The sequence below is a fragment of the Paenibacillus chitinolyticus NBRC 15660 genome (assembly GCF_000739915.1).
GTDB lineage: Bacteria > Bacillota > Bacilli > Paenibacillales > NBRC-103111 > Paenibacillus_F > Paenibacillus_F chitinolyticus.
The window spans coordinates 375,519-400,097 of sequence record NZ_BBJT01000001.1 but is presented as its reverse complement, the minus strand read 5'-3'; the positions used below and the strand labels follow the sequence as shown (position 1 = coordinate 400,097).

The following is a 24,579-nucleotide window of genomic DNA, read 5'->3' as shown; positions in this document are numbered from 1 at the left end:
TCCACATCGCCTATGAAATGTTCAATCCCATTTGGTGCTTCAGTCGTGAGGAACTTGTTCTTGCTGCCGCCATCTGGCGATATCTCTGCTTGGCGAAATTCCAAAAAAACGGCTGTAATCACGGCTGAATTGAGAAATGCTTATATATCCAACCTGTCTGGATGCCGTGCTGGCATTCCTTGAATCGGAAAACATAAGACGCCTTGCTTCATGCAGCCGGAGCGCTTTTTGGTATTGCAGTGGGCTCATGGAAGTGACGGATTTAAAATGCTCGTTAAACGAGGAAACACTCATATGCATCAAATCGGCTAAGTCTGTGACCTTCATCTGCTGGGAAAAGTTGGATCGAAGCCAGGCAATCGCTTTGGCGACTCGCTGCACGCCGGAATCAACGAAACCCATTTCAGCGACCTGTTTGCCAAAGGGACTTCGCAGGATGCGTATCAAGATTTCATCCATCACAAGCGGAGCAATCCATTCCGTATCCCCAGGATCGGATAAGCAATCCAGAAGTCTGCTCACCGCCTTCATTATGCTTAAGCCGGTGTTCGCGGCGTACCCAGCACTCCGCTGACCAAGGGGGGGCAGCCCGTGAGCATATACTTTGAGGACAAGCTCGGAAATTCTTCTCGAGTCGAGATCCAGCCTGATACCAAGAAACGGCTCGGAAGGAGTGGCATTTGTAGTCTGCATGGTGACTGGCAAGGCAACGGGAAATAGGAGCATCTCTAATTTGTCCAAGGTGTATACTTGCTGACCAACCGTAATGACCTTTGCCCCTTGCACTGCAAATAATAGGGAAGGGGAATTGAAATCATTTACCGTGTCGGAATCGATCCGAGAAAAGCGGCTGATCAGCAATCCGGGAATGCGCTGTTTAAAAGCGCCGTCATAAGGGGCAAGGGCCAAAATCATTCGGGCCAGCCGGGATCTTTCCTCATCTAAGAGCCCTTTGCTCTGATTTGACACTTGCAGCGGTGAATCGGTTACGATGCGCATTCTTTCACCAACAACTCCTTATTCGGCTGTAATGGTGCTGATAGTATCAAACTATTGCCGCATGTGTCAAACAGGCATCGTGGTCCCGTTATGAAGGAGATTTTGTTCGCTCTAAACGGCATTATGCAATCACTTTAAGTTCATTTTTTACTTATGCAAAACGTTTAAGTTCACCAATTCAATAGTGGGAGGGCGGCGAAAAAAAGAGACAGTAGAAAGAAAGGAGTGTGTGATGTCGGATGACAAGAACATATACGCTTAAAAGTCGCGTAGCAGCGGCTTTTTTTATTTTAACGATATAAGTTCTTGTCACAAGTCAGTGACAAGAACTTATATCGTTTGCCGTATTAGGACAAGAACTTATATCGTTAACCGTAATTGAAGATAATTCTCAATGAATTGTTAAAAAAGCAACTTTAACTGTGACCACCAGAAGAGAGTACTGATGAACTTTCAATTGATAAGATCGATAAAATCAACCGAAAAGAATTAAATACGGAAATTTCACAGGTCGAGACTGGGTTAATAACGGATGCCATCGAGATCTAAAAAGTGCGATGCGATGTCGTTAAAGGCATTGCATTTTTTATTTTTAAAGACAGCATGAACAGAATGAGAAAACAGCGGCGCATGCGCATACGGCAAACGATATATTTTCTTGTCATCCGACAGATTATGTTAGGCTCAAATACATAGCAGATCGTGTCCGAAATGTATGAACATGTCGGATGACAAGAACATATATGCTTAAAAGTCGCGTAGCAGCGGCTTTTTTTATTTTAACGATATAAGTTCTTGTCACAAGTCAGTGACAAGAACTTATATCGTTTGCCGTATTGGGACAAGAACATATATCGTTTGCCGTAATTGATAATCTTTCTCATTAGATTGCGGTTTCATATTTGAACAGCTCAACTTTCACTTTTTAAGATCTCGGTAATCATGTCGTTTATATCGATGCATTCTTGCTCCTTAACCGCATACCGAAATAACTAAGGTATTTATTGAATTCCGAAATTGAGCTTGTAAATTTATTGATTAACGCTGAACAATATATCGCCGACGGTTTGAATGCCATCGGATGATAAAGGGTTAGACCGATTCCCTTCATTCCCATTGCATATAATGTACCCTCCATCCAGACAAAGATCGAGGCAGTCTCATCCTTACCAATTTGATCGGATAGCTTTGACCAAACTTCTTCCAATTTATGAGTGTGATTACGTACCCACGAGCGGGCTTGGGTTTCTTTGCCGAACAACTCTGCTACTTCAAGTATCCGCTTATACGTAGGAATAAAACGGTCAATGTTGATGGTTGGCGCGATATTGGACAACTGTTCCGGCCAATCCATGCAGAAGCTGTTGCAAATAATTAGATCGGGCTCAAGCGCTTTGATCTTCCCAGGCTCTCCCAGCAATCCTATATCGGCAATACCCCTGAGTAGATCACGAAAGACGACTTTCTTGCCGATAATGGTCATATCAGCACCGACGGGTTTAATCCCGAGTGAAAGTAAGTCCCCAAGGGCATATCCGATGGCGATAACTCGTGAGTATTGCTCGGTTGCGCTCGAGTTCTTTTGTTCGGTTCCTCTGCTTTGACTTCGAGCATATTGCTTGGGTGTTACACCCATTGTACTTCGAAATCGTCGAGCGAAGTAATATTCATCCTTGAAGCCTACTCTATGAGCAATTTCCCGAAGCGTATCGCTCGTGGACAGAAGCAATTCTCTTCTTTTTTTAGTTCCTCCATATAGTGTTTGAACTTTTGTCCTCTTCGCTCTGGCATAGTAATTTCACCTCCTAGAATTTCATCGAATTTTACCCAGGAGGTTTTTTCAATGTCCATTCTAAGGGGTGCACTTCAGACTAACATGCGGGCTTCTTCAACTTTGTATAACCGGTGCTCCTTGCGTACTTTTGAACTAAGTTCGATATCAAGTAGATATTTTCCTATATTAAGAAGATGGACTAATTTTAGTAGTTATTTGATTACTGAATACTACATGAACAAATAACTATCGCATGAACAGCAAAGAAATGACCTTCCATTAATGAACCTATGACACCCACTAATCGATTTTTGTTGATGTTAAATAAAATTCGGTCTTTCTAAAAATACTTATTGTCACGAAGCGAAAGATGTATTAAGATGTTTAGTGATTATGATAATCATTATCATTGAAGGCGGTGCTGTTTAACCAAACAGAGTTTATCTACCAGATATGGAGCTCTGAAGGGGTATATTAAATGTCTAAAAGGAAATATCCGGTGGGGGTGCGAATATTCGTGCTCAGTGAAGCGTTGTTTGGTATCGCAGTAGGTATATTCAGTCTCGTGCTGAATTTACACCTGCTTGCTGCAGGAGTAAGTGAAACGCAGATTGGCCGCATGAATTCGGTGAGTACGCTTTTGGCAGGTGCGGTCGCGGTTCCAGGGGGATGGCTTGCTGGCAAGATGGGGTGAAAAAAGGTATTGGTTGCGGGGATATCCATCATGTCCGCGAGTTATGTATTATTTGCCGCAAGTACCCACATAGAATTGTTCTACGTAGCACAAGTTATGCAATCCATCGGATTTACCTTGATCATTACAAATGAAACCCAATTATTATTTTATTATTGCCGCTCCAAAACCGAAGAAACAAACGCATACAGTCTGCTGGTTGCTGTTTTCTAGGAGGCGCTTTAACACGGTTTTCAATGAACACACCAGACAGCACAAATTATCAACTTCAGCTGTGGTTTGCCGCAATCATTATGGCCATGCTTGCTCTCGTGCGTGGAAGGCGACTGCCGACAGAAAAGATGAGTCAAACAGATCTTATTTCAGATGTAGGGGAAGCAACTGCTTCATCTTCAATGAAAGGAAAAAATACATGGCTCTCTATGAGTTTTTTACCAAGTAAATCAGTATGGATATTGTCGATATTTTTTTATCCGGAATGATGACGTCACTTACGCTTCCATTCTTAAATATTCTGGCAGGGCTGTTATTCGCTGCATTACCCGCAAACCTTTTTATAGTCGTATTCTTGTTACGCGGGGGATTTTTTACCATATTAAATAATTTGGTGGAAAGTCACTCTATGTCCATGGTTGAAGATTCGCAAAGAAACCAATTTGCGGGTATGCGTTCTGTTTTCCGAAGCATCGGGGCAGCGATCGCGTCTTACTTCGCCGGTTTTATGTTGGTTAACAGGGATTATCAAATGCCTTTCCTGATAACGGGGGCTGTCATACTGATAGCGTGTGGTTACTTCTGGTTTGTTGTGAGGCCGATGTTTCTAAAGGAAAACAAAGAAAATGCAACGATTATTGACTGAAATTGAAGGAGAGATGAATGAAGGATGGTTTACCCTTATAAAAAGCTACATACGGCAATCTTCATCGTACTAATATTCTCTATTATACTTGCTGGTTGCACACCAACAAATAATACAAAATCCGAGCCTTCCTCCAGTGCAAAAGCTCCAGCTTCGACGACAACGGACAAAACGTTGACCATCTCATGGCCTAAAGACATCGGTCCGTTAAACCCGCATGAATATACGCCGAATGAATTTTTTGCCCAAGGTATGTACTATGAGCCTTTGATCGACTATGGAGAAGGCGGGAAACTGGTACCCAAATTGGCCGAGTCGTGGGATATTTCGGAGGACGGTAAAACTTATACGTTTCATTTGCATAAAAACGTGAAATTTTCGGATGGATCGGATTTTGATGCCAACGTTGTTCAAAAGAATTTTGACACAATCTTGGCGAACCGTGATATGCACAGTTGGCTCGGATTAATCAGCGAGATCGAAAAGACCGAAGTGGTAGATGCAAACACGTTTAAGGTTATCTTGAAAAACCGCTATTATCCTGCATTACAGGAGTTTGCTGTCGTAAGGCCGCTTCGGTTTCTTGGCGCTGCTGGATTCCCGGATGACGGAAATACGGCAAAAGGCATTAAGAAGCCAATCACGACAGGTCCATGGGTGCTGACGGAATATAAGAAGGATGAAGAGGCTGTGTTTACCCGCAATGAAAATTACTGGGGAACGAAACCGAAAATCAACAAGCTCGTGGTAAAGGTCATTCCAGATGGCGAAGCCCGAGTCCTGGCACTGCAAAAAGGAAATATCGATCTCATTTGGGGTGAGGGTGTCATCAGTTTGGACTCGTTCGTCAGTTTGCGAGATTCCGGTAAATTTAAAACCTCGATATCCAATCCTGTCGCAACTCGTACGTTGATTGTCAATACGGCAAAAGGACCGTTTGCAGACTTAAATGTACGTCTGGCATTGCAGCATGCAGTGAATAAAAAAGCATTGGTTGATGGAGTCACTAACGGCGTTGAGAAAGTTGCCGATACGGTGATTTCTAGTAATTTCCCTTATGCGAATGTTGGGCTGAAGCCGTACGACTTTAACGTAGAGACAGCGAAGCAGTTGCTAGATCAAGCGGGGTGGAAACTTCCTGCTGGAAAGACGATACGTGAAAAGGACGGGAAACCACTGGAAATTGAGCTGGTTTACATGGGACCGGACCAAATTGAGAAACCAATGGCAGCTGCCATTCAATCCGATCTGAAACAAGTCGGGATCTCCTTAAAAACAACGGGCTTGGAAAGAGAATTGCGCAATAAACGGATGGAAAGCGCAGACTTTGACCTGCTCTTCTGGGGGACATACGGAGCACCTTACGACCCGCATAATTTCGTATCAACTAACTACCAACCGGGTTATGGTATTTTTGAATCACAACAGGGTCTGTCAATGAAAGATGAACTTCATCAACAAATGAAAGATGTACTGCTCACAACAGATGAGAAAGAGCGGCAAAAAATCTACACCTCTATCTTTACAACGCTGCATGACCAGGCCGTCTACTTGCCGATTTCCTATTTGACCAATATCGCCGTGTATCCGAATTACGTGAAGGACTTGAAATTCCCGGCTCACCGCGATGAAACACCATTTGATACGATTGACATTCAAAAATAAGATAAGGTGTTTTGATCATGCAAATGACCCTTTTTCTATTAAAAAGATTCGCAGCGATGGTCCCCGTTTTACTGGGGGCCACGTTTGTTTCCTTTTTACTTTTACATCTGTCGCCTGTAGACCCGGCCAAAGCGTATTTATCCGCTTCAGGCATCACTCCGACAGAGGACACTTTAAACGCTGTACGAACTCAACTGGGGCTTAATCGTCCGTTCTGGTCGCAATTTGGACATTGGCTATGGCAGTTAGGCAGCCTTGATTTTGGGACTTCTTTTTTTAGCAAGCTTCCCGTTACCCGTGAACTAGCTGCCCGTCTGCCTATTACGATAATTCTCGCTATATCGAGTTTGGCTATTGCAATTCTTGTCAGTATTCCACTTGGCATTGCGTCCGCACTGCACAAAAATCGCTTGATCGACCATATATGCCGATTATTGGCTTTCCTTGGAGCATCGTTGCCCCAATTTTGGCTTGCTTATCTGCTCATTTACTTTTTGTCGGTCAAGATGGATTGGTTTCCGCTGCAAGGTGCAGATACTTGGCAGCATTATGTGCTTCCTTCTTGTACACTAGCGTTCGCGCTGATTGCAACGTATTCACGGTTGCTGCGAACAGGGTTGCTTGAAGCTCAGGAACAACCATTTATAATGTATGCAAAAGCGAGAGGTCTGGGTTCATTCGTCCTAGTAGCACGACATATGCTCCGTTACGCGATTCGGCCGGTCGTAATTGCCGCAGGGATGAATTTGGGGAAATTGTTCGCAGGGACGGTCATTGTCGAACAAATCTTTGCCATGCCGGGTATGGGTGGTTTTTTTCTCGATTCGGTCTATCATCGGGATTATCCGGTCATCCAGAGCTATGTGTTGATCATGGCTGTCGTATTTGTCATAGGGAATTTGGCCGCTGATGTGGTTCAAGCCTATTTGGATCCACGTATTGCCCAAATGCCGAGGAAGGGGGAGTGAACATGGTTAACATTCGAAATCTTATATGGGCTACAAGTCGACAACGTATCTTGTTTATATGTTTGTTCTTTTTATCTGTCATCGTACTTGCTGGCTTGTTTGCTCCTTTACTTGCTCCGCACGACCCCAACTTTGTGGATTTGGCTAATAAACTCAAGGGTCCTTCTGCCGAATACCCTTTAGGAACAGACCACATGGGACGTTGTGTGCTTTCACGATTACTGTATGGAACACGGGTATCTTTAAGCTTAGCATTGTTAATTGTATCCTTTTGTTTGCTGATCGGATTAGTTATTGGCTCATTGGCAGGATATGCTGGAGGGAAATTGGATAGTTTGATCATGCGTTGCTGTGACGCAATTCTTGCCATTCCGGCACTCATCCTTGCGATCAGTTTAATTGCTATCTGGGGGGCGGGCTGGAAGCAGATGGCGATTGCGCTGATTGTTGTCCAGTCTGTCTACTATGCACGGTTTATTCGCGGGTTAGTATTTAACCTCAAAAAACAAACGTTTATCGTCGCAGCAAGGGTAAGCGGTACCTCTCCATGGCGCATGATCGTTCGGCACATCATTCCTAATTTGCTTCCGCCTCTCTTGACGGTTGTAACTTTAGAAATCGGTTGGGTCATTATGGACATATCTGCGTTGTCATTTATCGGACTAGGTGTACAATCACCAACGCCTGAGTGGGGGGCGATGATTAACGAAGGCAAATCATTTATAGGAACCCATCCGAGACTTATGATCGCTCCTGGTTTCATCATATTTTGTATGGTTGCGCTGTTGAATCTGCTTGGAGAAGCGTTCAACGACAAGAAAGGCTTGGTTAGGTCTTTTCGTAAAGGGGGTGCAAGATGAGCAGCCGGAGTATAGTCCTTGAAGTGAACAGCTTACATGTGAGCATGCAAACGAATCGTGGATTGGTTCATCACGCAGTGCAAGACAGTTCGTTTCAAATCGAAGCAGGTAAGGTCTTAGGCATTGTAGGGGAAAGCGGTTGTGGCAAGTCGACGACTTGCATGGCTATTCTTGGCCTGCTGCCTGCTCCTGCACAAATAACGAATGGCAGCATTAAACTGCGGGGTAAAGAACTCGTAGGTTTGGCACAGCAACAGATGCGCCATCTCCGTGGCAAAGAACTGGCATTGATACTGCAAAATCCGATGACCGCTTTTAATCCAACCTTAACGATAGGAAAACAATTCACGGAGACACTGCGGGCCCATCAGGCACTTTCACGGACACAGGCAGAACAAAAAGCAATGGATGCTATCAGACAAATGGGATTGAACGATGCGGAGAAAATAATCAATCAATATCCATTTGAACTTAGTGGAGGAATGTTGCAGCGGATCATGATTGCATTATCCATTTCGATGAAACCATCATTATTGATTGCCGATGAACCAACTACGGCGCTGGACAGTGTTAATCGGTACATGGTGATGAAGACGTTTCAAAAGATCAAGGAAGAGGGGCATACTGCGATTTTGCTCGTATCCCATGATCTGGGGTTTATCAGAAAACTTGCTGATGAGGTGATCGTGATGAAGGAGGGACGAGTTGTGGAAATGTCGGACACGGAACAGATTTTGTCCTCTCCACAAAATGAATACACGAAAATGTTACTCGATGCCAGATTAACCGCGGATAGCAGGATAGAACAGGAGTCGAAACCAAGTGAAACCGGCCATCAAAGAAAATCCGTTTAACCAAAGTGCCATTTGGCTCTATATCGTAGCTTTTGTATTTTATGCCACCAATCATATGCTCATTATTGCTTTGCCGTTTTTATCGCAATCTCTTGGTGCGGGACGCTCGGAGATCGGTATTATCATGGGAGCTTACATGTTTGTTTCCATGTTTTTACGTCCGGTAGCCGGTGCGGTAGTGGATCGCTTTGGAACCCGCAACATTTTTATGATTGCGCTGGTATTGAACGTCATTGTGCTTATCAGTTATACGGCCGAGAATTTATGGGCTTTTGCCATTATGAGGGCATTGCAGGGGGCGATATTGGCCTTTTTTTCTATGACAATCCACTTACTCGTAATGGATTTGCTGTCCGATAAAGTTCGCGGACAAGGTCTCTCCTTGTTATCCTTGGCTTCTATGCTTCCCTATACCTTTGTTCCCGCGCTGGTATTATTTCTAAAAAATCAGGTATCGATGACCGAACTTCTTCTATTGTTTGCAGGACTTGGTTTTTGCAACATATTTCTGGGGGGACGGTTGTTTCGCTCGTTGAGCAACAATACAGGTAAGCAGGAAAAGAAGGAAATGGAACCTGTCAGCATCGAGGCGAAAGCAAAAGCAGGGCGGGCTCTTATTTTCCCTTCGCTGGTTATGCTGTTGGCTTCGATCATCTTCTGCATTGCGCCTACCTATATGCCTCTTTATTTAGAGAGCCAAGGTCTGAGTACGGCACCGCTATATTTCTTGACTGAAACAGGTGTGCTTATTTTCATTCGCTTCTTCGGAAGAAAATATATTCCTTCCTCGGATTCATTCCCGAAAGGGCTGCTTGTGGCCCTAGTCATTTGCTTTACGCTTTCTCCGGCGCTCCTTGCGTTATCATTGTCTACTCCTGTGCTGCTTATCGCGGCGGTATGCAATGGGATGGCCTTATCTTTGCTGTATCCGACCCTCATGACATACATTTCGTTTGTTGTACCGGAGAAGGTTCGAGGATATTCCATCGGATGGTTTATTGCAGCGGCGGATTTTGGTACTTCTTCCGGAGCTTTCCTCATGGGGTGGCTGGCCGATGCATTCACTTATCGCGGAATGTTCGTCGCGGCTGTTGGCATCGGTGTGTTTACTTTGGTGCTGACGTTTTGGCATAAAGGACAAAAGGCGGTGAGTTCATGAGCTTATTGATAGCAGACCAACTAACTAAAACATATAGCACTGCCGGCTTGTTTCGATCAAAAGCATCCAACGTTTCCGGCATTTCCGGCATTTCGTTTGTCATTGAAGAGGGGATGTGTCTGGGCATTCTCGGGGAAAGCGGAGCAGGAAAAAGTACAATCGGTAAAATTATACTTGGACTACTGCGGCCGGATAGCGGTAGCGTGACCTTCCAAGGAACAAACCTATACACCTCAAACCGTGCACAGCAAAAGAAGTGGCGGCGTGATTTACAGGTAGTGTTTCAGGACTCTTATTCGGCAATCAATCCACGGATGACAGTCCGACAAATTATTGCGGAGCCTCTGCGCAATTACGAACGAATGTCTTTGAGAGAGGAAGAACACGTTGTCTGTGAATTGTTAGAGACGGTTGGATTGTCCTCAAACGATATGCGTAAAACTTCGAAGGAAATGAGTGGCGGACAACTCCAGCGCGTGAACATAGCCCGCGCAATCGCATTAAAGCCGAAGCTCATTGTGCTGGATGAGCCCGTGAGCAGTCTTGATATGATCGTGCAGAAGCAAATCCTTATACACCTAAATGAGTTGAAGGAGAAATACGGTCTTTCCTATCTATTGATTTCCCATGATGTCTTAGCTGTAAATTTTCTTTCTGATCATGTCGCATTTGTTGACGGTGGAAAGATCGTAGAGACCATTGAGACTGCGCATTTGTTTAATTGTATGCATCCGGTTTCCAAAAGGATGGTACTGTCAGCGTTTTAACTTATTATTGAAAGATAACTTGATCTTATTAATTCTAAAAACAACTCTTGATCAATCAATATTTATAGGGCAAGCATTTTTTTAGACCAAATTGCTAGGAATGGTCAATATGGACGGATGAATACCTACCCATGCATCCAACGCTAGTAGGATGACACCCTCTTGGGGGAGAGTTATGCATATTTGAGCATGTTTCTGTTCCCATTATCTAATCCTACATGTCCTAACCGGTTGTCTGAGTATCAGTATCTTGTGAAGTGCTTGGACAATTTCGACCCAGTGGCTGAAGTGTGACCTTCCGAGGAACAAGCCTGTACACCTCAAACCGTGCACAACAAAAATTGGCATCGTGATTTACAAGTCATTTTTCAGCATTCTTATTCGTCCGTCAATCCGCGAGTGACAGTCAGGAAAATTATTGAAGTTACCCCCGCCAAGTAGACAACCTTAAAAAGAGTCCACAATCAGCTTTCGCAAACAAGCCAAATTACTACAAGGAAAAAAAGTGCAGGTTACAACCACCGGCAGCATTTTTACTGGTACTCTCTTATCGGTTGGTACGGATTTTCTTATTCTAAGTGCCGTCATTAGAGGACGCAGAAGACGACTCATCATGCGATTGGCAGAGATTATTCTGCTCTCAAGATTATTTGGCTAAAATATAGAATAAACAAGGCCTCAAGATGCTTTGGATAGTATTCTCGACCAAAACAAAAGCCAAGGAATTTGCACCTTGGCTTTTGTTTTGGTATTGGATTCGTAACATTCTGTGCCAGTTAAAGCATCATTTATTGTACGGGGTACATGTGGTGAGGTGTTCCTGTCTGCCAAAGGGCATACCTCCAAAAGGCATACCTCCAAAAGGCATACCTCCAAAAGGCATACCTCCAAAGGGCATACTTCCAAAGGGCATACCTCCAAAGGGCATACCTCCAAAGGGCATACCTCCAAAGGGCATACCTCCAAAGGGCATACCTCCAAAGGGCATACCTCCAAAGGGCATACCTCCAAAAGGCATACCTCCAAAGGGTTGACGATCCATATTGTTATCCTCCGTTCATGATATAGTCATTTGACTATGTATAGTATGGTTTTTGTCATAATCCGTTCGTTGTTAGATTTAAAATAGGCTTGGTTTAGGTTTACCATAATGTAAAATTGTTGAAATGATAAAATGGTATTGCTAAATATAAGCAGTACTGAATAAGTCGTCGAAGCAACCTTCGGTGAATGCGGGTCTCGTCGAAATTCATCGGTTTTGAAATGGCTTCGAAAAGCCATAAACGCCCGTTCGTTTGTAAGCGTCAAATAGCCCTCATAGACAGAAACATTTCTTGCGGATAGAGGTTATGTAAAAGAACGATCAAAGAGAAACTTAGATCACTTCAAATGGCTCGTATGCTATCAGCTACAGGGATGGAATCCAAAAAAGATTGCGGACCGTTTCATGGTCGCATATATTGCGGCTTTTTTTAATAATGAGACAAGAACATTCTCCCTTTTTCGACATAGGAAATCCACCCATAACAAAACCAAGATTCGAATGAAATTAAGGTATGTTGATCAGGTTAAAAAGAAATCAGTATGTTTCAGACGGAAAGGTTAATTTCATCTCGAAAAAACCGGAATCTCAAATAAGCACTCAATGGAGCTAAGTATGGCTGGAGTAACTTAATGGTGCGGTGAGCTTGAAATGTTGGAACAATAACCGCATTTGGCAAGTTGACAACGGTTGTGAATTTTGAAATCTATTATTAGCTATTGCTGCTTTTTTGTCATATCCGTAGACATTAAATCGAAAGCACATTCGTATGTATGGTATGTAGTGACGAAAACACCGAAAGGAGCATCACAATGGCTAACGAGTTTGTAGCGCGCTCTTTGGATGAAGTAAGATTTTGGTCTCGCATTATGAAGGAGCATTCTTTGTTTCTTAAACTTGGCTTCCGCTGCGAAGATACCCAATTGATCAACGAGGCGAATCAATTTTACTCCGTATTTGAATCGATTGAAAACAGGGCTAACGCATTTACGGTCGAAACGGATCCGCATACGATCGTAAGGTTTAATGAAGAAGTCCATAATGCCGCTTCACATATTTGGGTATTTAAAAGAAAAGTGCTCGGATTAATCTTGCGCTGTCAGCTTCCCGGGGCGAATAATTTCCCACTGTTGGTCGATCATGTGAGCAGGGAAGCGAACTACTTCAGAAACAGGTTGACAGAGCTCAATACGGGCAGGTTGGAGCCGTTGCCGGACGCCATTATCGATGAAAACGTGTTTTTCCTGAGAATAATGGCCGATCACGCCAAGTTTATCAGTCACCTGCTTGATCCATCGGAACGGAAATTGGTTGATCAAGCCAACAATTTTAGCCATGATTTCGACCAATTGCTATTTCAAGCAAGAGATTTGGAGTCGATGAGGCCGCAATCACAGACAACTCCTCTTCTTGATCAATTCCTTGATCAAAACCGGGTGTCCGTTAAAGCGCTGCGCGACTTTAAGAAAACGGCACGAGATTTAATAGACGCATGCCGAGTCAAAAGCATCATTCATCCGCTGTTGGCTGATCATGTGTTTCGAGAAGCGGAACGATTTTTGCACATTATCGATATGTTCGAAACCAGTTTAACGGGGAGACCCGTCTCCACGCTCCATAGTATGTTTGAAGATTAATCTCGACGTGTGGCAGCATCAACCTTATTTCCCGTTTTTCCACGGACGGGGCAAGCTATTGGTATTCCCGGTGGCGGACATTATCACTTGTTTGAGGGGTATACGACAATTAACGGCCGTCACCCACATTCGCATGCCTTTCCTATATAACATAATCGACGCAATGATTGCTATGATTCCATTGATAAGGAACGAAACTTCAGCGCCAAATATTTGCCATAACCACGTCCGCATGCTTTCAGAATACATATGTACGAGCAAATGAAAGCATACTCAAATAGTCCAAACCACAAAAAAGCTTTTAAAGCAGACTGGTCAAAAGCCCAAACAAAAAACAACTGTTTGGGCATGTTTATTTGTTTGGAATTAATAAGAGGTGGAAATATACAATGTTATGGACAGCACGCTGATGGAGAACATCTACTCAAACTCTCTGGAAAAGAAAGTTTTTCACTTGTCCCTTCCACGTTATAGTAATAGTTAAGCTCCTCTTTTGTAGGTACATAGGGGAGCTTCTTTGCCGTTTTTGGAACTCTTACCTCTAGCTCAGCCGCAATGGTAGATTATTTATTTGCCGAATGGAAACACTTTAAAATAGTGTCTACTTGATTGTGATACTGCAAAAAGGTTGCTGTAGACCCACACGATATTCGTCTGTTATGGTCTGCTTTATACCAGTAAAAAAGGTTGTGATCTGCTTGAATAGTTCAAAGATTGCCTTCTTATCTGTATTCAGCAACACATTTGTCACTTTGCTAAAACTTATTGTAGGAATAGTAACGGGGTCTGTAGCCGTTATTTCGGAAGCAATCCACTCTGCCTTGGATTTAGTCGCTTCGCTGATTGCCTTCTTCTCGGTCCGATTGTCTGGTCGTTCTGCGGACAAAAACCATCCATATGGCCATGGCAAAGTGGAGAATATTTCAGGAACGATCGAAACCTTACTTATCTTTGTAGCCGGAATCTGGATTATTTATGAGTGTGTCCATAAAATATTAAATCCAACCATCATCGAACTTCCCTTTCTGGGAATAATCGTAATGGTTGTCGGAGCAGGGATTAATTTTATTGTTTCAAGGAAGGTAAAAAAGGCGGCGGATGAATTTCATTCTGTTGCAATGAAATCTAATGCTCTACATCTGCTTACCGATGTTTTCTCATCTTTGGGTGTTGCGGTCAGTTTATTATTGGTTACCCTTACTGGATGGACGATATTGGACCCTATTATCGGAATCGTTTTGGCCCTTTATATCATGAGAGAAGCATACAAGCTTATGAAAGAATCATTTCCTCCACTACTTGACGCACGATTGACAGAAGAAGAGGAGAGTGAAATTCTTCGCGTTATTGAATTATTCAAAGAAAGATACATTGAAGTTCATGATTTACGCACCCGACGATCTGGTCCAGAAGAATATGTGGATTTCCACCTGGTTACTCCATCCACGATGGATGTTCTTTCTGCGCATCAACTATGCGACGAAATCGAACAAGCCATTAAGGCAGTATTTGAACATGCCCAGGTAATGATTCACGTTGAACCGGATCACGAGCGGCTGGGAAATCAACCGCTTTCACTATAAAAAAGAGGTAAAGATATGTTTAAAACCTATTCAGAAAAATAAGACATTCCATTGAGGAACAAAACGGGAATATGGCGATAGCGAAGCGTATTCAAGCAGTAACAGGAAGAGGGGTTAAATGATTACGATTTCTCCGACCAAGGACGTTCACGCTAAGATCGGATATCGAAATTACTGGCACATTGACGGACTACAACGGAGATCTGGAGCTGAAATATCCTTTTACGGTCAAACCGTGGTCCGGAAGCAGCTTCCCGACGCCGCAGCCGGTGGAGCTTGCCGTCAATCAGGTCGGGGAAGCGAACGAAGGGCAACTGGTAAAGGCGAAAAACGTATGGATCACCGGAGAATACGGCAGCGGCGACGGCGGCGGCGTCACGGTAACGCACGGGGACGCTCGTCGTCTATGTGCTGGACCTTTCGGTAAGCGCCGGATGAAGCATTACTTTACCGTTCAGGAGAACGTTGCGGTGCAGGCGGGCCGGCAATACGTATGCGGTGGACAACGAGGTCAATCTGTACGACGCGGTTATCGTCGGCGCGAATATCGGCAAGACGACGCCATAGGCCGCCGAAGGACGTTCGGGAATTGTTAGAATATTGAACTAACGGGAACTATAGTTGAAAGAGTTCATTCCTCGATTTACGAAAACCGGATTCCCTTGTAGATTAGAGGGATCCGGTTTTTTTATGCAACAAATTGCTTAGCGAACGATTTTTTCCGTTTCGTTGGGTGCCCCATGTTCCTCCAGCTGTCAATTAAATCTTGAACCCAGCAAAATAGTTGATCACTTATTAAACTTGATCTCCGAACCGGTTATAAATGCAACCGATCCGAAAGACCGCTGATTTGCGAGCGCTGGTTACCATTCAAAATATCATATGGATAACTACCAAATTTAGAATGACTTGTTCCCCCTGTACAAGGGTACATTCTCTGAACTGTCCAGTCACGCAATAACAGACATTCATAAAATGCAGAAGTTAATGCGGAAGGAGGCGGAAAGTATGGGATTAGGCGTTGGTACAGGTGTTAAAGGTGGTATTTTTACTAGCACAGCTACAATTCTTGTGTTATTCATTTTACTTGTTATCGTTTCTCGGACATTTATCTAGTTCAAAATGATGAAAGTAAGTGATCAAAAAGGAAAATCAACTAAATTACAAGTTCGACAATGAGAAAATTTATCTTGATTCAAGCTACAAACAGGTAAGCACAAGTGCTTTCACACCGTTCTTCAACCCATTCACACCGCTCGTACTTTTTGACTTGCTGGCGATTGAGGAATCTCCGTTCTTCTTTTGAAGGACCCCATTCTTCTTTTGAGATAGAGGAAAATGCGATACCTAAGCGCAAATGAATAATGAAAAAGGGAGAGAGAGGAATGTCTAAAGAATATCATTTAACCACAACTAGAAGAGTACCTTTGAAAACACAAAGAAGGATTAGAAATATATCCCCGGGGTTAGTTGGTAAAGTTGTTGTTGTTCGAACACTATTTAATACTTTTACAGGATGTTTATTAAGTATTAGGGGAAACACGATTCGTTTACGGATTTTTAGTGGGATTGACAGAGTGTTTATAACGATTCGAATTCCAATTGGAATCATCTTAGATATTTTCCGTTTTCCATGTCCATAATGATTTCCAGCCGTATTGAGTACATGAATTTAAAAAGGAGCCCAAGAGGCTCCCTTATCATTCTCTAAGCATAGAGATCCCATTATAACACTGCGCTGAATTCTTGTTTATTTGATGATCGAGAATACACGTCATATAATGTGTAACAATATAAAAAACAAATGCTTGTTGTTGTCGGGTGACAAGAACATTATCTCATTAATAGCCGCGTATATCGCGGTTTTTGTGTTTTATGGGATCAAGTTCTTGTCAAAATCCAATGACAAGAACTTGATCCCATTCCCGACGAACGTTTTCTTATTACGCTAAAACGGATAATTTAAGATTATTCGCGGTGAACATACCATAAGTGACGGCGAAAAATGGGGTGTTCGTATAGTGCGGAAGCGTTTAGTAATCGTGTGGGAACAAGGAAACTGGCCTAATGAAGAGGATCCTGCAGAAATCCTTCAAGTCTACGGACTTGATCTTTCACATTGAAAAAACAACTTCGAATTACTCCGTGTTCAAGCTGTTCATGGACATTAGCAAATTAGACTTGGGTAGCGGGGAAATAATCATATTATTGCTGGTACCGGAGATCACATTCATAGTATTCGGATTTATAGGCGGATTAGTGTTTCAGAAAAAGGAAATCAAGTAACCTGAAAGCGGGTGAGAAGCTTGATCTATATTACACTCTTTTCTGTGTTGGCAGTCCTGTTTGTTCTCACTCGCTATTATTTGATTAAAAAGAAATAAGAAGAGCAACCAAGCAATTACGTGAGTATAACTCAAAGAAGACCGAAAAGAAAATCGATATGGCTTATAGGCCAATGCAGAAAAGCGGTATGCTACAAAACCTCAATCCAAACTGTCTTATCACTTAAAATTATTGTTAGATGTAAATTTGATTACGATGGAGCGTATTGGTAAGTGGAACTACTATGAGTTGAATGAAACAGAAATTAAGGGACTACTGTCTGCAATTGTGCTGCATCTTTTGCCCAACATATCAAAAAAAATTGATTTATGAATCTAAGGAGACGTGAAAATGAAGAACATCGAATTTAAAGTTGTTGCTAAGGAATGCTGTGATCCTAACGAGTGTTGTGTTGAGCCTGCTGAAACAATTAAACACGAGGCAGAGATAGCAAACAGCGAACTCCCAATAGCTATTATCGGAGTTGGACCGATTGGACTAGCCGCGGCGGCTCATTTAGTTAACCGCAAACAAAAGTTTATCCTTATTGAAGGCGGATCTCAAATCGCTCACAATATCCGGGAATGGGGGCATGTACGCTTATTCTCGCCTTGGCAATACAACATTGATAAAGCAGCTCAAACTTTGCTGCTTAATCAGGGTTGGAATGCTCCACCACCCGACGTATTGCCGCTTGGCATAGAAGTTGTAGAACAGTATTTGGGGCCCCTGGCTGAACTACCTGAAATAAAACCTCACATTATGCTTGATTCCCAGGTTATAGCTGTTAGTAGAGAAAATATCGACAAAATGAAGTCCGCTAATCGTGAACAGTCTCCATTTGTCCTCTATATTGAAAACTTGTATGAATGTTTTTCAACCTTATAGGTTAAATTATTTTTCGTGACTAAAATCGAAAGATGGTGAATTTCCATTAATATTCCGTTCTCGCCTAGACTTTATCATTGGTTTGTCCGTCCGAAATGGTTTATTATTCACGATCAAGTACATTCCCATTTTACATTTGATGGCCATACTGTATTAGATTTCGGCTCCGGTACTGGGGCGAATTGCTCCATGTTTCATCCTTTATTATGTTGGGATTGACCCTGATGCCAAACGAATTGATTATGCAAAGCGGTTATATACTCACCATGCATTTCAGGTTTTGGAAAGTAAGAGATTCCCATTTATAATGAATCGTTCGATTACATACTTATTATCGCTGTGTTGCATCATGTATCGGACGAAATATCAAGTTACATGAAGGAATTTCAAAGAATTCTAAAGCCTAACGGAACCATTATCGTTATGGAACCATGTTTATGCAAGAAAAAACCGTTATGTAATAGGTTTATGAAATGGTACAACGGGGAGTATATTCGTAATGAAGAAGAATATATTCGATTGTTTAGAGATCATAATTATGATTGTAAGGTCATAAAACGATTCCGAAAATGTTTTTTATATCATGAGTTATTTTTTTCAGTGAAACCAAAATCACTGTAAAGGGAGGTGGAGTGTGACGATGACTACTGCAAACATAAACGGATACTCCATGCATTATATCGATCAAGGAAAAGGAACCGCCATCCTCTTCATTCATCCTCCGGTTCTTACAAGCTTAAATTTCACATACCAAATTCAAGGGCTATCGCCTCATTTTCGAACCATTGCTTTTGACATCAGAGGACACGGTAAGAGTCAGCCTTCCAAACAAACGGTTACTTATCCTTTAATCGTTGAGGATATTAAACAGTTGATGGACCGGTTGAGCATCGATAAATTTTTCTTGTGCGGATATTCTACTGGGGGTTCGATAGTGCTTGAGTTTCTCTTGACTCATCCCGATCGGGCATGGGGAGGCATCGTCATTGGTGGAATGTCGGAAGTGAACGAAAGGTGGCTAAGAAACAAAATATCTTTGGGCGTTGCTTTCTCCAAAATCGGAGCAGTCGGCACGATCGCATTTTCCAATGCCTGGGCGCAAGCTAAAGATCTATCTTTGTTTCGGGAATTATTCAACGATGCGAAAAAAGGGAATGCCAAAAATGCGGAACAGTATTACCAGAACAGCTTGAAGTACAACTGTACATCGCAGCTTCAGGAAATCTATCTTCCCGTCCTGCTCGTTTACGGGGAAAAAGACAAGCACTTTCATCCTTATGCCAAAATATTGCATCAACGATTGCCGAAAAGTGAACTGGTTTTCATTAAAAAAGTCGATCACCGGATTCCGACGAAAGCCTCCGAACCACTGAACGAACTGATCAAGCAGTTCGTGCACCGCTTTGGCCACTAAGGGAAGTCCATTATGATTCATAAACGAACCGATCAAATGAAGCTTAAGCAGGAAGGCGTAGAGATTTGATGATGATCCAGTTCCGATCTCAACTCTATAAGCAAGCATGACTACCCATTATAGATCGGAAAAGGTATCCATTCCTTCGAATCGCTATGTCAAAGCTGGAAAAATCGTTACAACCCAAGAGGATGCCGCAACAATTCGGGGAGTAGGGCCGGATGCAAGGTTTGTCATAAATCACTTAAGTAACAGACGATGAAAGGTATACTTTTAGGGCGATTTGCAGTCCTTAATATATCAAGCAAAAGCCTAAACAATAAAAATCTGTTTGGGCTTTTTATTTTTTGAAGGGTTGATTTGTGAATAGATCGTTAGTATAGTATGAATTATATATAAGCACATAGTTATATAATGATTTAAGGATATAAAATAAAGGTGGTGGATAAAGCAATGGAACAGACGCATGTAGATGACATAAGTATTATCGCTCAGACTTTCAAATTACTGGGGGATAAAACAAGGCTAACTATTATGAAATTGCTTGAACATCAAGAATGTTGTGTGTGCGAACTCGTTGAAATTATCAATACAAGCCAACCAGCCGTAAGCCAACATTTGAGAAAGCTTAAAGATGCTGGTTTGGTTAAGGAAACAAGAAGAGGACAGTGGGTTTTCTACTCCTTAAATACAGAAAACAAGCAATATGAGATGGTTGAGAAACTGATTCAGCAACTTCCATCTCAGGATCATGAATTTACCCTACTGGAGAATAAGGGATTAAGAATTATTTGCAATTAAATGGGGGTTTATGAAGTGAGTTTGGTTGTTTTAGCTTGTATTATTTTTCTGATTACTTTGACACTCGTGATCTGGCAACCTAGAAATTTATCAATCGGGTGGTCAGCGTGTGGCGGAGCGATTTTAGCCTTGCTTGTTGGGGTCGTTACTTTGCAGGATGTTCTTGATGTAACTCAAATCGTATGGAACGCTACATTAGCCTTTGTGGCGATCATTATTATTTCTCTAATTCTCGATAAGATTGGTTTCTTTGAATGGGCAGCCTTACATATGGCTAAAGCTGCCCGCGGCAATGGCCTTCGTATGTTCATTTATGTTTCACTTCTCGGAGCTATCGTGGCCGCATTCTTTGCCAATGATGGAGCAGCATTAATATTGACACCAATTGTTCTTGCCATGGTAAGAGCGCTGAACTTTGATGAAAAAAAAGTGTTTCCATTTATCATTGCAAGCGGATTTATTGCGGATACCACCTCCTTACCACTAGTCGTCAGCAATTTGGTGAATATCGTGTCTGCGGATTACTTTGGAATCAGTTTTTTACAATATGCAGGCCGTATGATAATTCCGAACATGTTTTCCTTAGCCGCAAGTATTCTGGTGCTTTACTTATTCTTCCGTAAGAGTATTCCAAAACAATTCAATGCTGAGCAATTAAAGATGCCTTCCGAAGCGATTAAAGACCCGAATATGTTCCGTATGTCTTGGATTGTATTAGGCGTACTGCTTATTGGATATTTTATCAGTGAGTTTTTAAGCATCCCCGTATCAATTGTAGCCGGTATAATCGCTATCTTCTTTCTGTTGATGGCAAGAAAAAGCCCGATTGTTCCCGTTAAAGAAGTTATCAAAGGGGCTCCGTGGGCCATTGTATTTTTCTCTATCGGCATGTATGTCGTTGTCTATGGTTTGCGTAATGCAGGTTTGACTGATTTGCTTGCAAATGTCCTTCAAGCCACCGTTGATAAAGGAATGTTCGCTGCCACGATGGGGATGGGTTTTATTGCGGCTTTAATTTCATCTTTGATGAATAATATGCCCACAGTCATGATCGATGCCCTTGCAATAGATGCAACAAATGCAACAGGAGCTCTAAAGGAAGCTTTAATATATGCGAACGTAATTGGTTCCGATTTAGGTCCTAAAATTACGCCAATCGGTTCGCTGGCAACCCTTTTGTGGTTGCATGTCTTGACCTCCAAGGGAGTCAAAATATCATGGGGGACTTATTTTAAAACAGGGATTATCTTAACGATCCCGACTCTCTTTATCACACTTTTAGGTTTGTATCTTTGGTTAACCATCATTTTATAATAAAAGGAGCATACAATCATGGAAAAAAAGACGATCTACTTCTTATGCACGGGAAATTCATGCCGCAGCCAAATGGCAGAAGGATGGGCAAAAAAATATCTGGGTGACAGTTGGAATGTTTATAGTGCCGGCATCGAAGCTCATGGCCTTAACCCCAATGCTGTTATAGCAATGAATGAAGTAGGCGTAGATATTTCAAATCAGACATCCGATGTGATTGACTCAACACGTCTCAACACAGCAGATCTAGTTGTTACACTATGTGGGGATGCAGTGGATCGCTGCCCGATGACTCCTCCACAAGTCCGTCGTGAGCATTGGGGATTCGATGATCCAGCCAAGGCGCAAGGTACAGATGAAGAGAAATGGGCTGTTTTCCAAAGAGTGCGTGATCAAATTGGTGCGCGCATTGAAAGTTTTGCAAAAACAGGTGAATAGGAATAGAAACAGCCGAGATATTCTCGGCTGTTTCTTTAAAAAAGGAGATCAAAGCCAGGAAAAAGATTCAAATTTATGATCCGGCAATGTGTTGTTCAACCGGTGTATGTGGACCAAGCGTAGATCCAGAATTAATCCGGATCTCATCCGCGGTTCATCATTTAAAAACCAAAGGGATTGATATCTCCCGGTTTAACTTGGCTAGCGAGCCGGATGCTTTTGTTTCTAACCAAGTAATTAATAAACTCCTTGCTGAAAAGGGAACGGATGTATTGCCTGTAGTCATTGTAGATGACCAAATTGTGCAAGAGAAAGGGGATCCCACCAATGGAGAGTTATCCCTATGGACTGGAATTCCTGAAGACGAATTAACCAAGAAACCTAAGGACATCTTGCGGCTGCCTTGTTTGAACGATAAAACGTCATCTCATGTCATTGGTCCGTGCCTGGATGGAACGGGCGTTTTCTTTGTTTCTAAACCCTTCTTGGGAGGAGTTGGGTTTAGAAATCCTGTTTGAGATGAATGGGTGAGGTCTGATGACTCGGAAACTCAAAAAGTATAAGACGGAATCTTGAAAGCAGGCAACCCATCTATACATTTATTATGAAGGGTAAGATTACCACAAATGACTATAGGCGCTATAAACTGACTAGAAACGAATAGATTGCAAGACACAAGGAACATTTTTAGCAATCAGGTATCATTGTCAAGACGATCAGGGGAAACGAGCCGTAAAAGTCATGCCGTCTATGTGGTAAAATAATTATCATTAAAGGGACGAAGGGAACATGGACAACATGAGAAAACCACCTTCTACAATATTCAATTCGCTCCGATTTAAGCTGATCACGGGGCTCATGCTTATTATGCTGCCGATTGTTCTCTTCCTGATTTATACAAACTTCTATTCGATCCAGGTTGTTCGCAACCAGGTCGCGCAATCTAACAGCAACATGATCAGCCTCTATATGGGGTTGATCGACAAGTCGTTAGCCGACATTGACAGCTATTTGCTGAAGTATGCCTCGGAGGTAACAGGACTGCACGTTCTCGACCGGTCTCCTGAGATCGATATCGATTTGTATAAAATGGAACGCATTTGGCAATTCAAACAACTGGTGAATAATGTGACTTACTACGAGGGACTCGACTATTTTTTCATATATTCGCCCATTAACAACGATTTGGTATTTGCCCCCAAGCAGACAGGCTCGGCTGACACCGACAATCAGTCTATAAAGGATGCCATCGTCTGGCTTATTGATGACGGGCAATCGGCAGAGAGTTTTCAGACAGGGAAGTGGTCCGTATTTCGCGCTAATAAAAAGGATTATTTGTTATATATCATAAAGGTTGGTGGTTTATATATCGGGGCTGGCGTAAATACGCAGGATGTGACGGGGCCGCTCAATCTTTTGGATCTCGGCGCCGATGGGAGAGCGCTGCTGGTTGATGGCAACCACAAGCCGCTAAAGGACGAATCATTTTTTAGAGAACAGGGAATCGATCTTTCCTATACGCCTAAGTCGTACCGTTTAAGCGGTTTCGATGAAGGGTATCTGGTGATCGGAGAGCATTCCGGCAAAGGAGATTTCGGACTGGTCGCTGTGGTCCCCGATCAAAGCATTCTCCAGAAGCTGCCTTATTTGCAGAGGATTATTTCACTAATTGCGGCAGGGACCGTCTTGATCTTACTGCTTGCCTTCTATTTCATGAGGAGAGTCGTACTCCGTCCGATTAACCGAATCGTACTGGCCATGCGAAGGATCAAAGAGGGTCACTTGGAGATGCGAATAGCGAAGAAACCGACCTCTAACGAATTCGAACTGATGAACGAGATGTTCAACAGCATGGTGACCGACATTCAGAAGCTGAAAATCGATGTCTATGAGGAGCAATTGATCAATCAGAAAGCGGAGCTGAAGCATTTGCAGCTGCAAGTCAACCCGCACTTCTTTTTGAACAGTCTGAATGTCGTTTATTATTTGGCCCAGGAGAGGAAATACGGGTTGATTCAAGAGCTTTCCCTCTCATTAATCAGATATTTCCGCTTCATGTTTCGCAGCCATACGGATCATGTTCTAGTTCGGGACGAGCTGGGTCATACGAAAAATTATTTGAACATCCAGAAGATCCGGTTTCCGGGAAGCTTGACGTACGCCATTACCGTCCCGGATGACCTGCTCGATTGTTGTATTCCCCCGCTGATCATTCAAAGCTTTGCAGAAAACACGATCAAGCATGCGGTCAACACGGACGAGCCTACCCATATCGAGATTTCAATCGAACGGGATAACCGGAATGATGAGGAACGGCTTCATATCCGCATTCGCGATACGGGCATGGGTTATGAGAACGAGGTGCTCGAGAAGCTGAGACAAGACATCAAGCTGACGACTGAAGAAGGTGAGCATATCGGGATTTGGAATGCCCGGCAAAGACTGCGGCTGTTGTACGGGGGTCAGGCGATCATCGGGTTTTCAAACGATAACGGCGCCATTGTCGATATTTTTTTGCCGATCATGAAAGGATAGGGG

24 protein-coding genes and 4 pseudogenes are annotated in these 24,579 nt (G+C 42.8%); 25 read left to right on the top strand and 3 right to left on the bottom strand.

Features of this window, described 5'->3' with window-relative positions:
* Window positions 1-39: 39 nt before the first annotated feature.
* A complete protein-coding gene (locus PCH01S_RS01665) occupies window positions 40-999 on the bottom strand; it encodes an AraC family transcriptional regulator (RefSeq protein ID WP_042226183.1) in 960 nt (319 codons plus the stop codon).
* 949 nt (window positions 1,000-1,948) lie between these two features.
* Window positions 1,949-2,728 (bottom strand): AraC family transcriptional regulator, encoded by a 780-nt coding sequence (locus PCH01S_RS01660; RefSeq protein ID WP_084706493.1) that lies wholly within the window; start codon window positions 2,726-2,728, stop codon window positions 1,949-1,951.
* A gap of 523 nt (window positions 2,729-3,251) precedes the next feature.
* Between PCH01S_RS01660 and PCH01S_RS29135 the strand changes: the two genes are divergently transcribed.
* From PCH01S_RS29135 to PCH01S_RS01620, 9 genes are all read left to right on the top strand, one after another.
* Window positions 3,252-3,467 (top strand): hypothetical protein, encoded by a 216-nt coding sequence (locus PCH01S_RS29135; protein WP_053228613.1) that lies wholly within the window; start codon window positions 3,252-3,254, stop codon window positions 3,465-3,467.
* Window positions 3,468-3,703: 236 nt separating this feature from the next.
* Window positions 3,704-3,949 carry a hypothetical protein gene (locus PCH01S_RS30135; protein WP_156972775.1) on the top strand — a complete coding sequence of 82 codons (246 nt, stop codon included), beginning with the start codon at window positions 3,704-3,706 and terminating at the stop codon, window positions 3,947-3,949.
* Window positions 3,916-4,326, top strand: coding sequence for an MFS transporter (locus PCH01S_RS01650; protein WP_053228612.1), 411 nt, complete (start codon window positions 3,916-3,918; stop codon window positions 4,324-4,326). The genes PCH01S_RS30135 and PCH01S_RS01650 overlap by 34 nt, the downstream gene beginning before the upstream one ends.
* Before the next feature lie 24 nt (window positions 4,327-4,350).
* Window positions 4,351-5,991 carry a nickel ABC transporter substrate-binding protein gene (nikA, locus tag PCH01S_RS01645; protein ID WP_042226177.1) on the top strand — a complete coding sequence of 547 codons (1,641 nt, stop codon included), beginning with the start codon at window positions 4,351-4,353 and terminating at the stop codon, window positions 5,989-5,991.
* Window positions 5,992-6,008: 17 nt separating this feature from the next.
* Window positions 6,009-6,959, top strand: coding sequence for a nickel ABC transporter permease (gene nikB / locus PCH01S_RS01640; RefSeq protein ID WP_241688675.1), 951 nt, complete (start codon window positions 6,009-6,011; stop codon window positions 6,957-6,959).
* 2 nt (window positions 6,960-6,961) lie between these two features.
* Window positions 6,962-7,819 carry an ABC transporter permease gene (locus PCH01S_RS01635; RefSeq protein ID WP_042226174.1) on the top strand — a complete coding sequence of 286 codons (858 nt, stop codon included), beginning with the start codon at window positions 6,962-6,964 and terminating at the stop codon, window positions 7,817-7,819.
* A complete protein-coding gene (locus PCH01S_RS01630) occupies window positions 7,816-8,673 on the top strand; it encodes an ABC transporter ATP-binding protein (RefSeq protein ID WP_042226172.1) in 858 nt (285 codons plus the stop codon). Before PCH01S_RS01635 ends, PCH01S_RS01630 begins: the two co-directional genes overlap by 4 nt.
* Entirely contained in the window at window positions 8,642-9,832 is a 1,191-nt protein-coding gene (gene cntE / locus PCH01S_RS01625) for a staphylopine family metallophore export MFS transporter CntE (RefSeq protein WP_053228611.1), read from the top strand. The genes PCH01S_RS01630 and cntE overlap by 32 nt, the downstream gene beginning before the upstream one ends.
* The gene (locus PCH01S_RS01620) at window positions 9,829-10,599 is read left to right on the top strand and encodes an ATP-binding cassette domain-containing protein (RefSeq protein WP_042226170.1); all 771 of its coding nucleotides are present in this window, start codon (window positions 9,829-9,831) and stop codon (window positions 10,597-10,599) included. The genes cntE and PCH01S_RS01620 overlap by 4 nt, the downstream gene beginning before the upstream one ends.
* Window positions 10,600-11,277: 678 nt before the next feature.
* On the opposite strand, the gene PCH01S_RS31700 is transcribed toward PCH01S_RS01620, so the two are convergent.
* Window positions 11,278-11,565 carry a Cys-every-fifth RiPP peptide CefA gene (locus PCH01S_RS31700; protein ID WP_407670188.1) on the bottom strand — a complete coding sequence of 96 codons (288 nt, stop codon included), beginning with the start codon at window positions 11,563-11,565 and terminating at the stop codon, window positions 11,278-11,280.
* Here PCH01S_RS31700 and PCH01S_RS31695 point away from each other — a divergent pair.
* From PCH01S_RS31695 to PCH01S_RS01565, 16 genes and pseudogenes are all read left to right on the top strand, one after another.
* Window positions 11,479-11,667, top strand: a pseudogene (locus tag PCH01S_RS31695) (pentapeptide repeat-containing protein); the annotation flags it as partial. The gene PCH01S_RS31700 and the pseudogene PCH01S_RS31695 sit on opposite strands and share 87 nt — an antisense overlap.
* Window positions 11,668-12,453: 786 nt before the next feature.
* Complete coding sequence (locus tag PCH01S_RS01610) at window positions 12,454-13,278, top strand: DUF2935 domain-containing protein (RefSeq protein WP_174446772.1); 825 nt, start codon at window positions 12,454-12,456, stop codon at window positions 13,276-13,278.
* 45 nt (window positions 13,279-13,323) lie between these two features.
* Window positions 13,324-13,428 (top strand): annotated as a pseudogene (locus PCH01S_RS31810) (YmaF family protein); the annotation flags it as partial.
* A gap of 548 nt (window positions 13,429-13,976) precedes the next feature.
* A complete protein-coding gene (locus PCH01S_RS01605) occupies window positions 13,977-14,861 on the top strand; it encodes a cation diffusion facilitator family transporter (RefSeq protein WP_241688673.1) in 885 nt (294 codons plus the stop codon).
* A 182-nt stretch (window positions 14,862-15,043) separates the two neighbouring features.
* Window positions 15,044-15,457, top strand: a complete 414-nt coding sequence (locus PCH01S_RS01600) for a hypothetical protein (protein WP_042226165.1) — start codon at window positions 15,044-15,046, stop codon at window positions 15,455-15,457.
* A gap of 412 nt (window positions 15,458-15,869) precedes the next feature.
* Window positions 15,870-15,977, top strand: coding sequence for a sporulation protein YjcZ (locus tag PCH01S_RS31070; protein ID WP_084706492.1), 108 nt, complete (start codon window positions 15,870-15,872; stop codon window positions 15,975-15,977).
* A 269-nt stretch (window positions 15,978-16,246) separates the two neighbouring features.
* A complete protein-coding gene (locus PCH01S_RS30130) occupies window positions 16,247-16,504 on the top strand; it encodes a hypothetical protein (protein ID WP_129112500.1) in 258 nt (85 codons plus the stop codon).
* A gap of 841 nt (window positions 16,505-17,345) precedes the next feature.
* Window positions 17,346-17,535 (top strand): annotated as a pseudogene (locus PCH01S_RS31160) (ArsR/SmtB family transcription factor); the annotation flags it as partial.
* A gap of 2 nt (window positions 17,536-17,537) precedes the next feature.
* Window positions 17,538-18,074 carry a hypothetical protein gene (locus PCH01S_RS01590; RefSeq protein ID WP_053228610.1) on the top strand — a complete coding sequence of 179 codons (537 nt, stop codon included), beginning with the start codon at window positions 17,538-17,540 and terminating at the stop codon, window positions 18,072-18,074.
* A gap of 339 nt (window positions 18,075-18,413) precedes the next feature.
* Entirely contained in the window at window positions 18,414-18,695 is a 282-nt protein-coding gene (locus PCH01S_RS31155; protein WP_241688672.1) for a class I SAM-dependent methyltransferase, read from the top strand.
* A 19-nt stretch (window positions 18,696-18,714) separates the two neighbouring features.
* Window positions 18,715-19,488, top strand: coding sequence for an alpha/beta fold hydrolase (locus PCH01S_RS01585; RefSeq protein ID WP_042226159.1), 774 nt, complete (start codon window positions 18,715-18,717; stop codon window positions 19,486-19,488).
* Between the two features lie 453 nt (window positions 19,489-19,941).
* Window positions 19,942-20,289, top strand: coding sequence for an ArsR/SmtB family transcription factor (locus PCH01S_RS01580; protein ID WP_042226157.1), 348 nt, complete (start codon window positions 19,942-19,944; stop codon window positions 20,287-20,289).
* Between the two features lie 15 nt (window positions 20,290-20,304).
* Window positions 20,305-21,603 carry an arsenic transporter gene (locus PCH01S_RS01575; protein ID WP_129112499.1) on the top strand — a complete coding sequence of 433 codons (1,299 nt, stop codon included), beginning with the start codon at window positions 20,305-20,307 and terminating at the stop codon, window positions 21,601-21,603.
* A gap of 18 nt (window positions 21,604-21,621) precedes the next feature.
* Complete coding sequence (gene arsC / locus PCH01S_RS01570; protein ID WP_042226154.1) at window positions 21,622-22,041, top strand: arsenate reductase (thioredoxin); 420 nt, start codon at window positions 21,622-21,624, stop codon at window positions 22,039-22,041.
* Window positions 22,042-22,088: 47 nt separating this feature from the next.
* Window positions 22,089-22,442: pseudogene (gene arsD, locus PCH01S_RS29495) on the top strand (arsenite efflux transporter metallochaperone ArsD); the annotation flags it as partial.
* Window positions 22,443-22,839: 397 nt separating this feature from the next.
* Complete coding sequence (locus PCH01S_RS01565) at window positions 22,840-24,576, top strand: sensor histidine kinase (protein WP_241688671.1); 1,737 nt, start codon at window positions 22,840-22,842, stop codon at window positions 24,574-24,576.
* Window positions 24,577-24,579 lie beyond the last annotated feature (3 nt).

Excerpts from the sequence above, each read along its gene's own strand:
- PCH01S_RS01630 (WP_042226172.1), top strand. The coding sequence starts at position 7,816 with ATGAGCAGCCGGAGTATAGTCCTTGAAGTGAACAGCTTACATGTGAGC.
- nikA (WP_042226177.1), top strand. The coding sequence starts at position 4,351 with ATGGTTTACCCTTATAAAAAGCTACATACGGCAATCTTCATCGTACTA.
- PCH01S_RS01650 (WP_053228612.1), top strand. The coding sequence starts at position 3,916 with ATGGATATTGTCGATATTTTTTTATCCGGAATGATGACGTCACTTACG.
- PCH01S_RS01565 (WP_241688671.1), top strand. The coding sequence starts at position 22,840 with ATGAGAAAACCACCTTCTACAATATTCAATTCGCTCCGATTTAAGCTG.
- PCH01S_RS01580 (WP_042226157.1), top strand. The coding sequence starts at position 19,942 with ATGGAACAGACGCATGTAGATGACATAAGTATTATCGCTCAGACTTTC.
- PCH01S_RS01585 (WP_042226159.1), top strand. The coding sequence starts at position 18,715 with ATGACTACTGCAAACATAAACGGATACTCCATGCATTATATCGATCAA.
- arsC (WP_042226154.1), top strand. The coding sequence starts at position 21,622 with ATGGAAAAAAAGACGATCTACTTCTTATGCACGGGAAATTCATGCCGC.
- PCH01S_RS01635 (WP_042226174.1), top strand. The coding sequence starts at position 6,962 with ATGGTTAACATTCGAAATCTTATATGGGCTACAAGTCGACAACGTATC.
- PCH01S_RS01665 (WP_042226183.1), bottom strand. The coding sequence starts at position 999 with ATGCGCATCGTAACCGATTCACCGCTGCAAGTGTCAAATCAGAGCAAA.
- PCH01S_RS01610 (WP_174446772.1), top strand. The coding sequence starts at position 12,454 with ATGGCTAACGAGTTTGTAGCGCGCTCTTTGGATGAAGTAAGATTTTGG.
- PCH01S_RS01620 (WP_042226170.1), top strand. The coding sequence starts at position 9,829 with ATGAGCTTATTGATAGCAGACCAACTAACTAAAACATATAGCACTGCC.
- PCH01S_RS01590 (WP_053228610.1), top strand. The coding sequence starts at position 17,538 with ATGAAGAACATCGAATTTAAAGTTGTTGCTAAGGAATGCTGTGATCCT.
- PCH01S_RS29135 (WP_053228613.1), top strand. The coding sequence starts at position 3,252 with ATGTCTAAAAGGAAATATCCGGTGGGGGTGCGAATATTCGTGCTCAGT.
- PCH01S_RS30130 (WP_129112500.1), top strand. The coding sequence starts at position 16,247 with ATGTCTAAAGAATATCATTTAACCACAACTAGAAGAGTACCTTTGAAA.
- nikB (WP_241688675.1), top strand. The coding sequence starts at position 6,009 with ATGCAAATGACCCTTTTTCTATTAAAAAGATTCGCAGCGATGGTCCCC.
- PCH01S_RS30135 (WP_156972775.1), top strand. The coding sequence starts at position 3,704 with ATGAACACACCAGACAGCACAAATTATCAACTTCAGCTGTGGTTTGCC.
- PCH01S_RS31070 (WP_084706492.1), top strand. The coding sequence starts at position 15,870 with ATGGGATTAGGCGTTGGTACAGGTGTTAAAGGTGGTATTTTTACTAGC.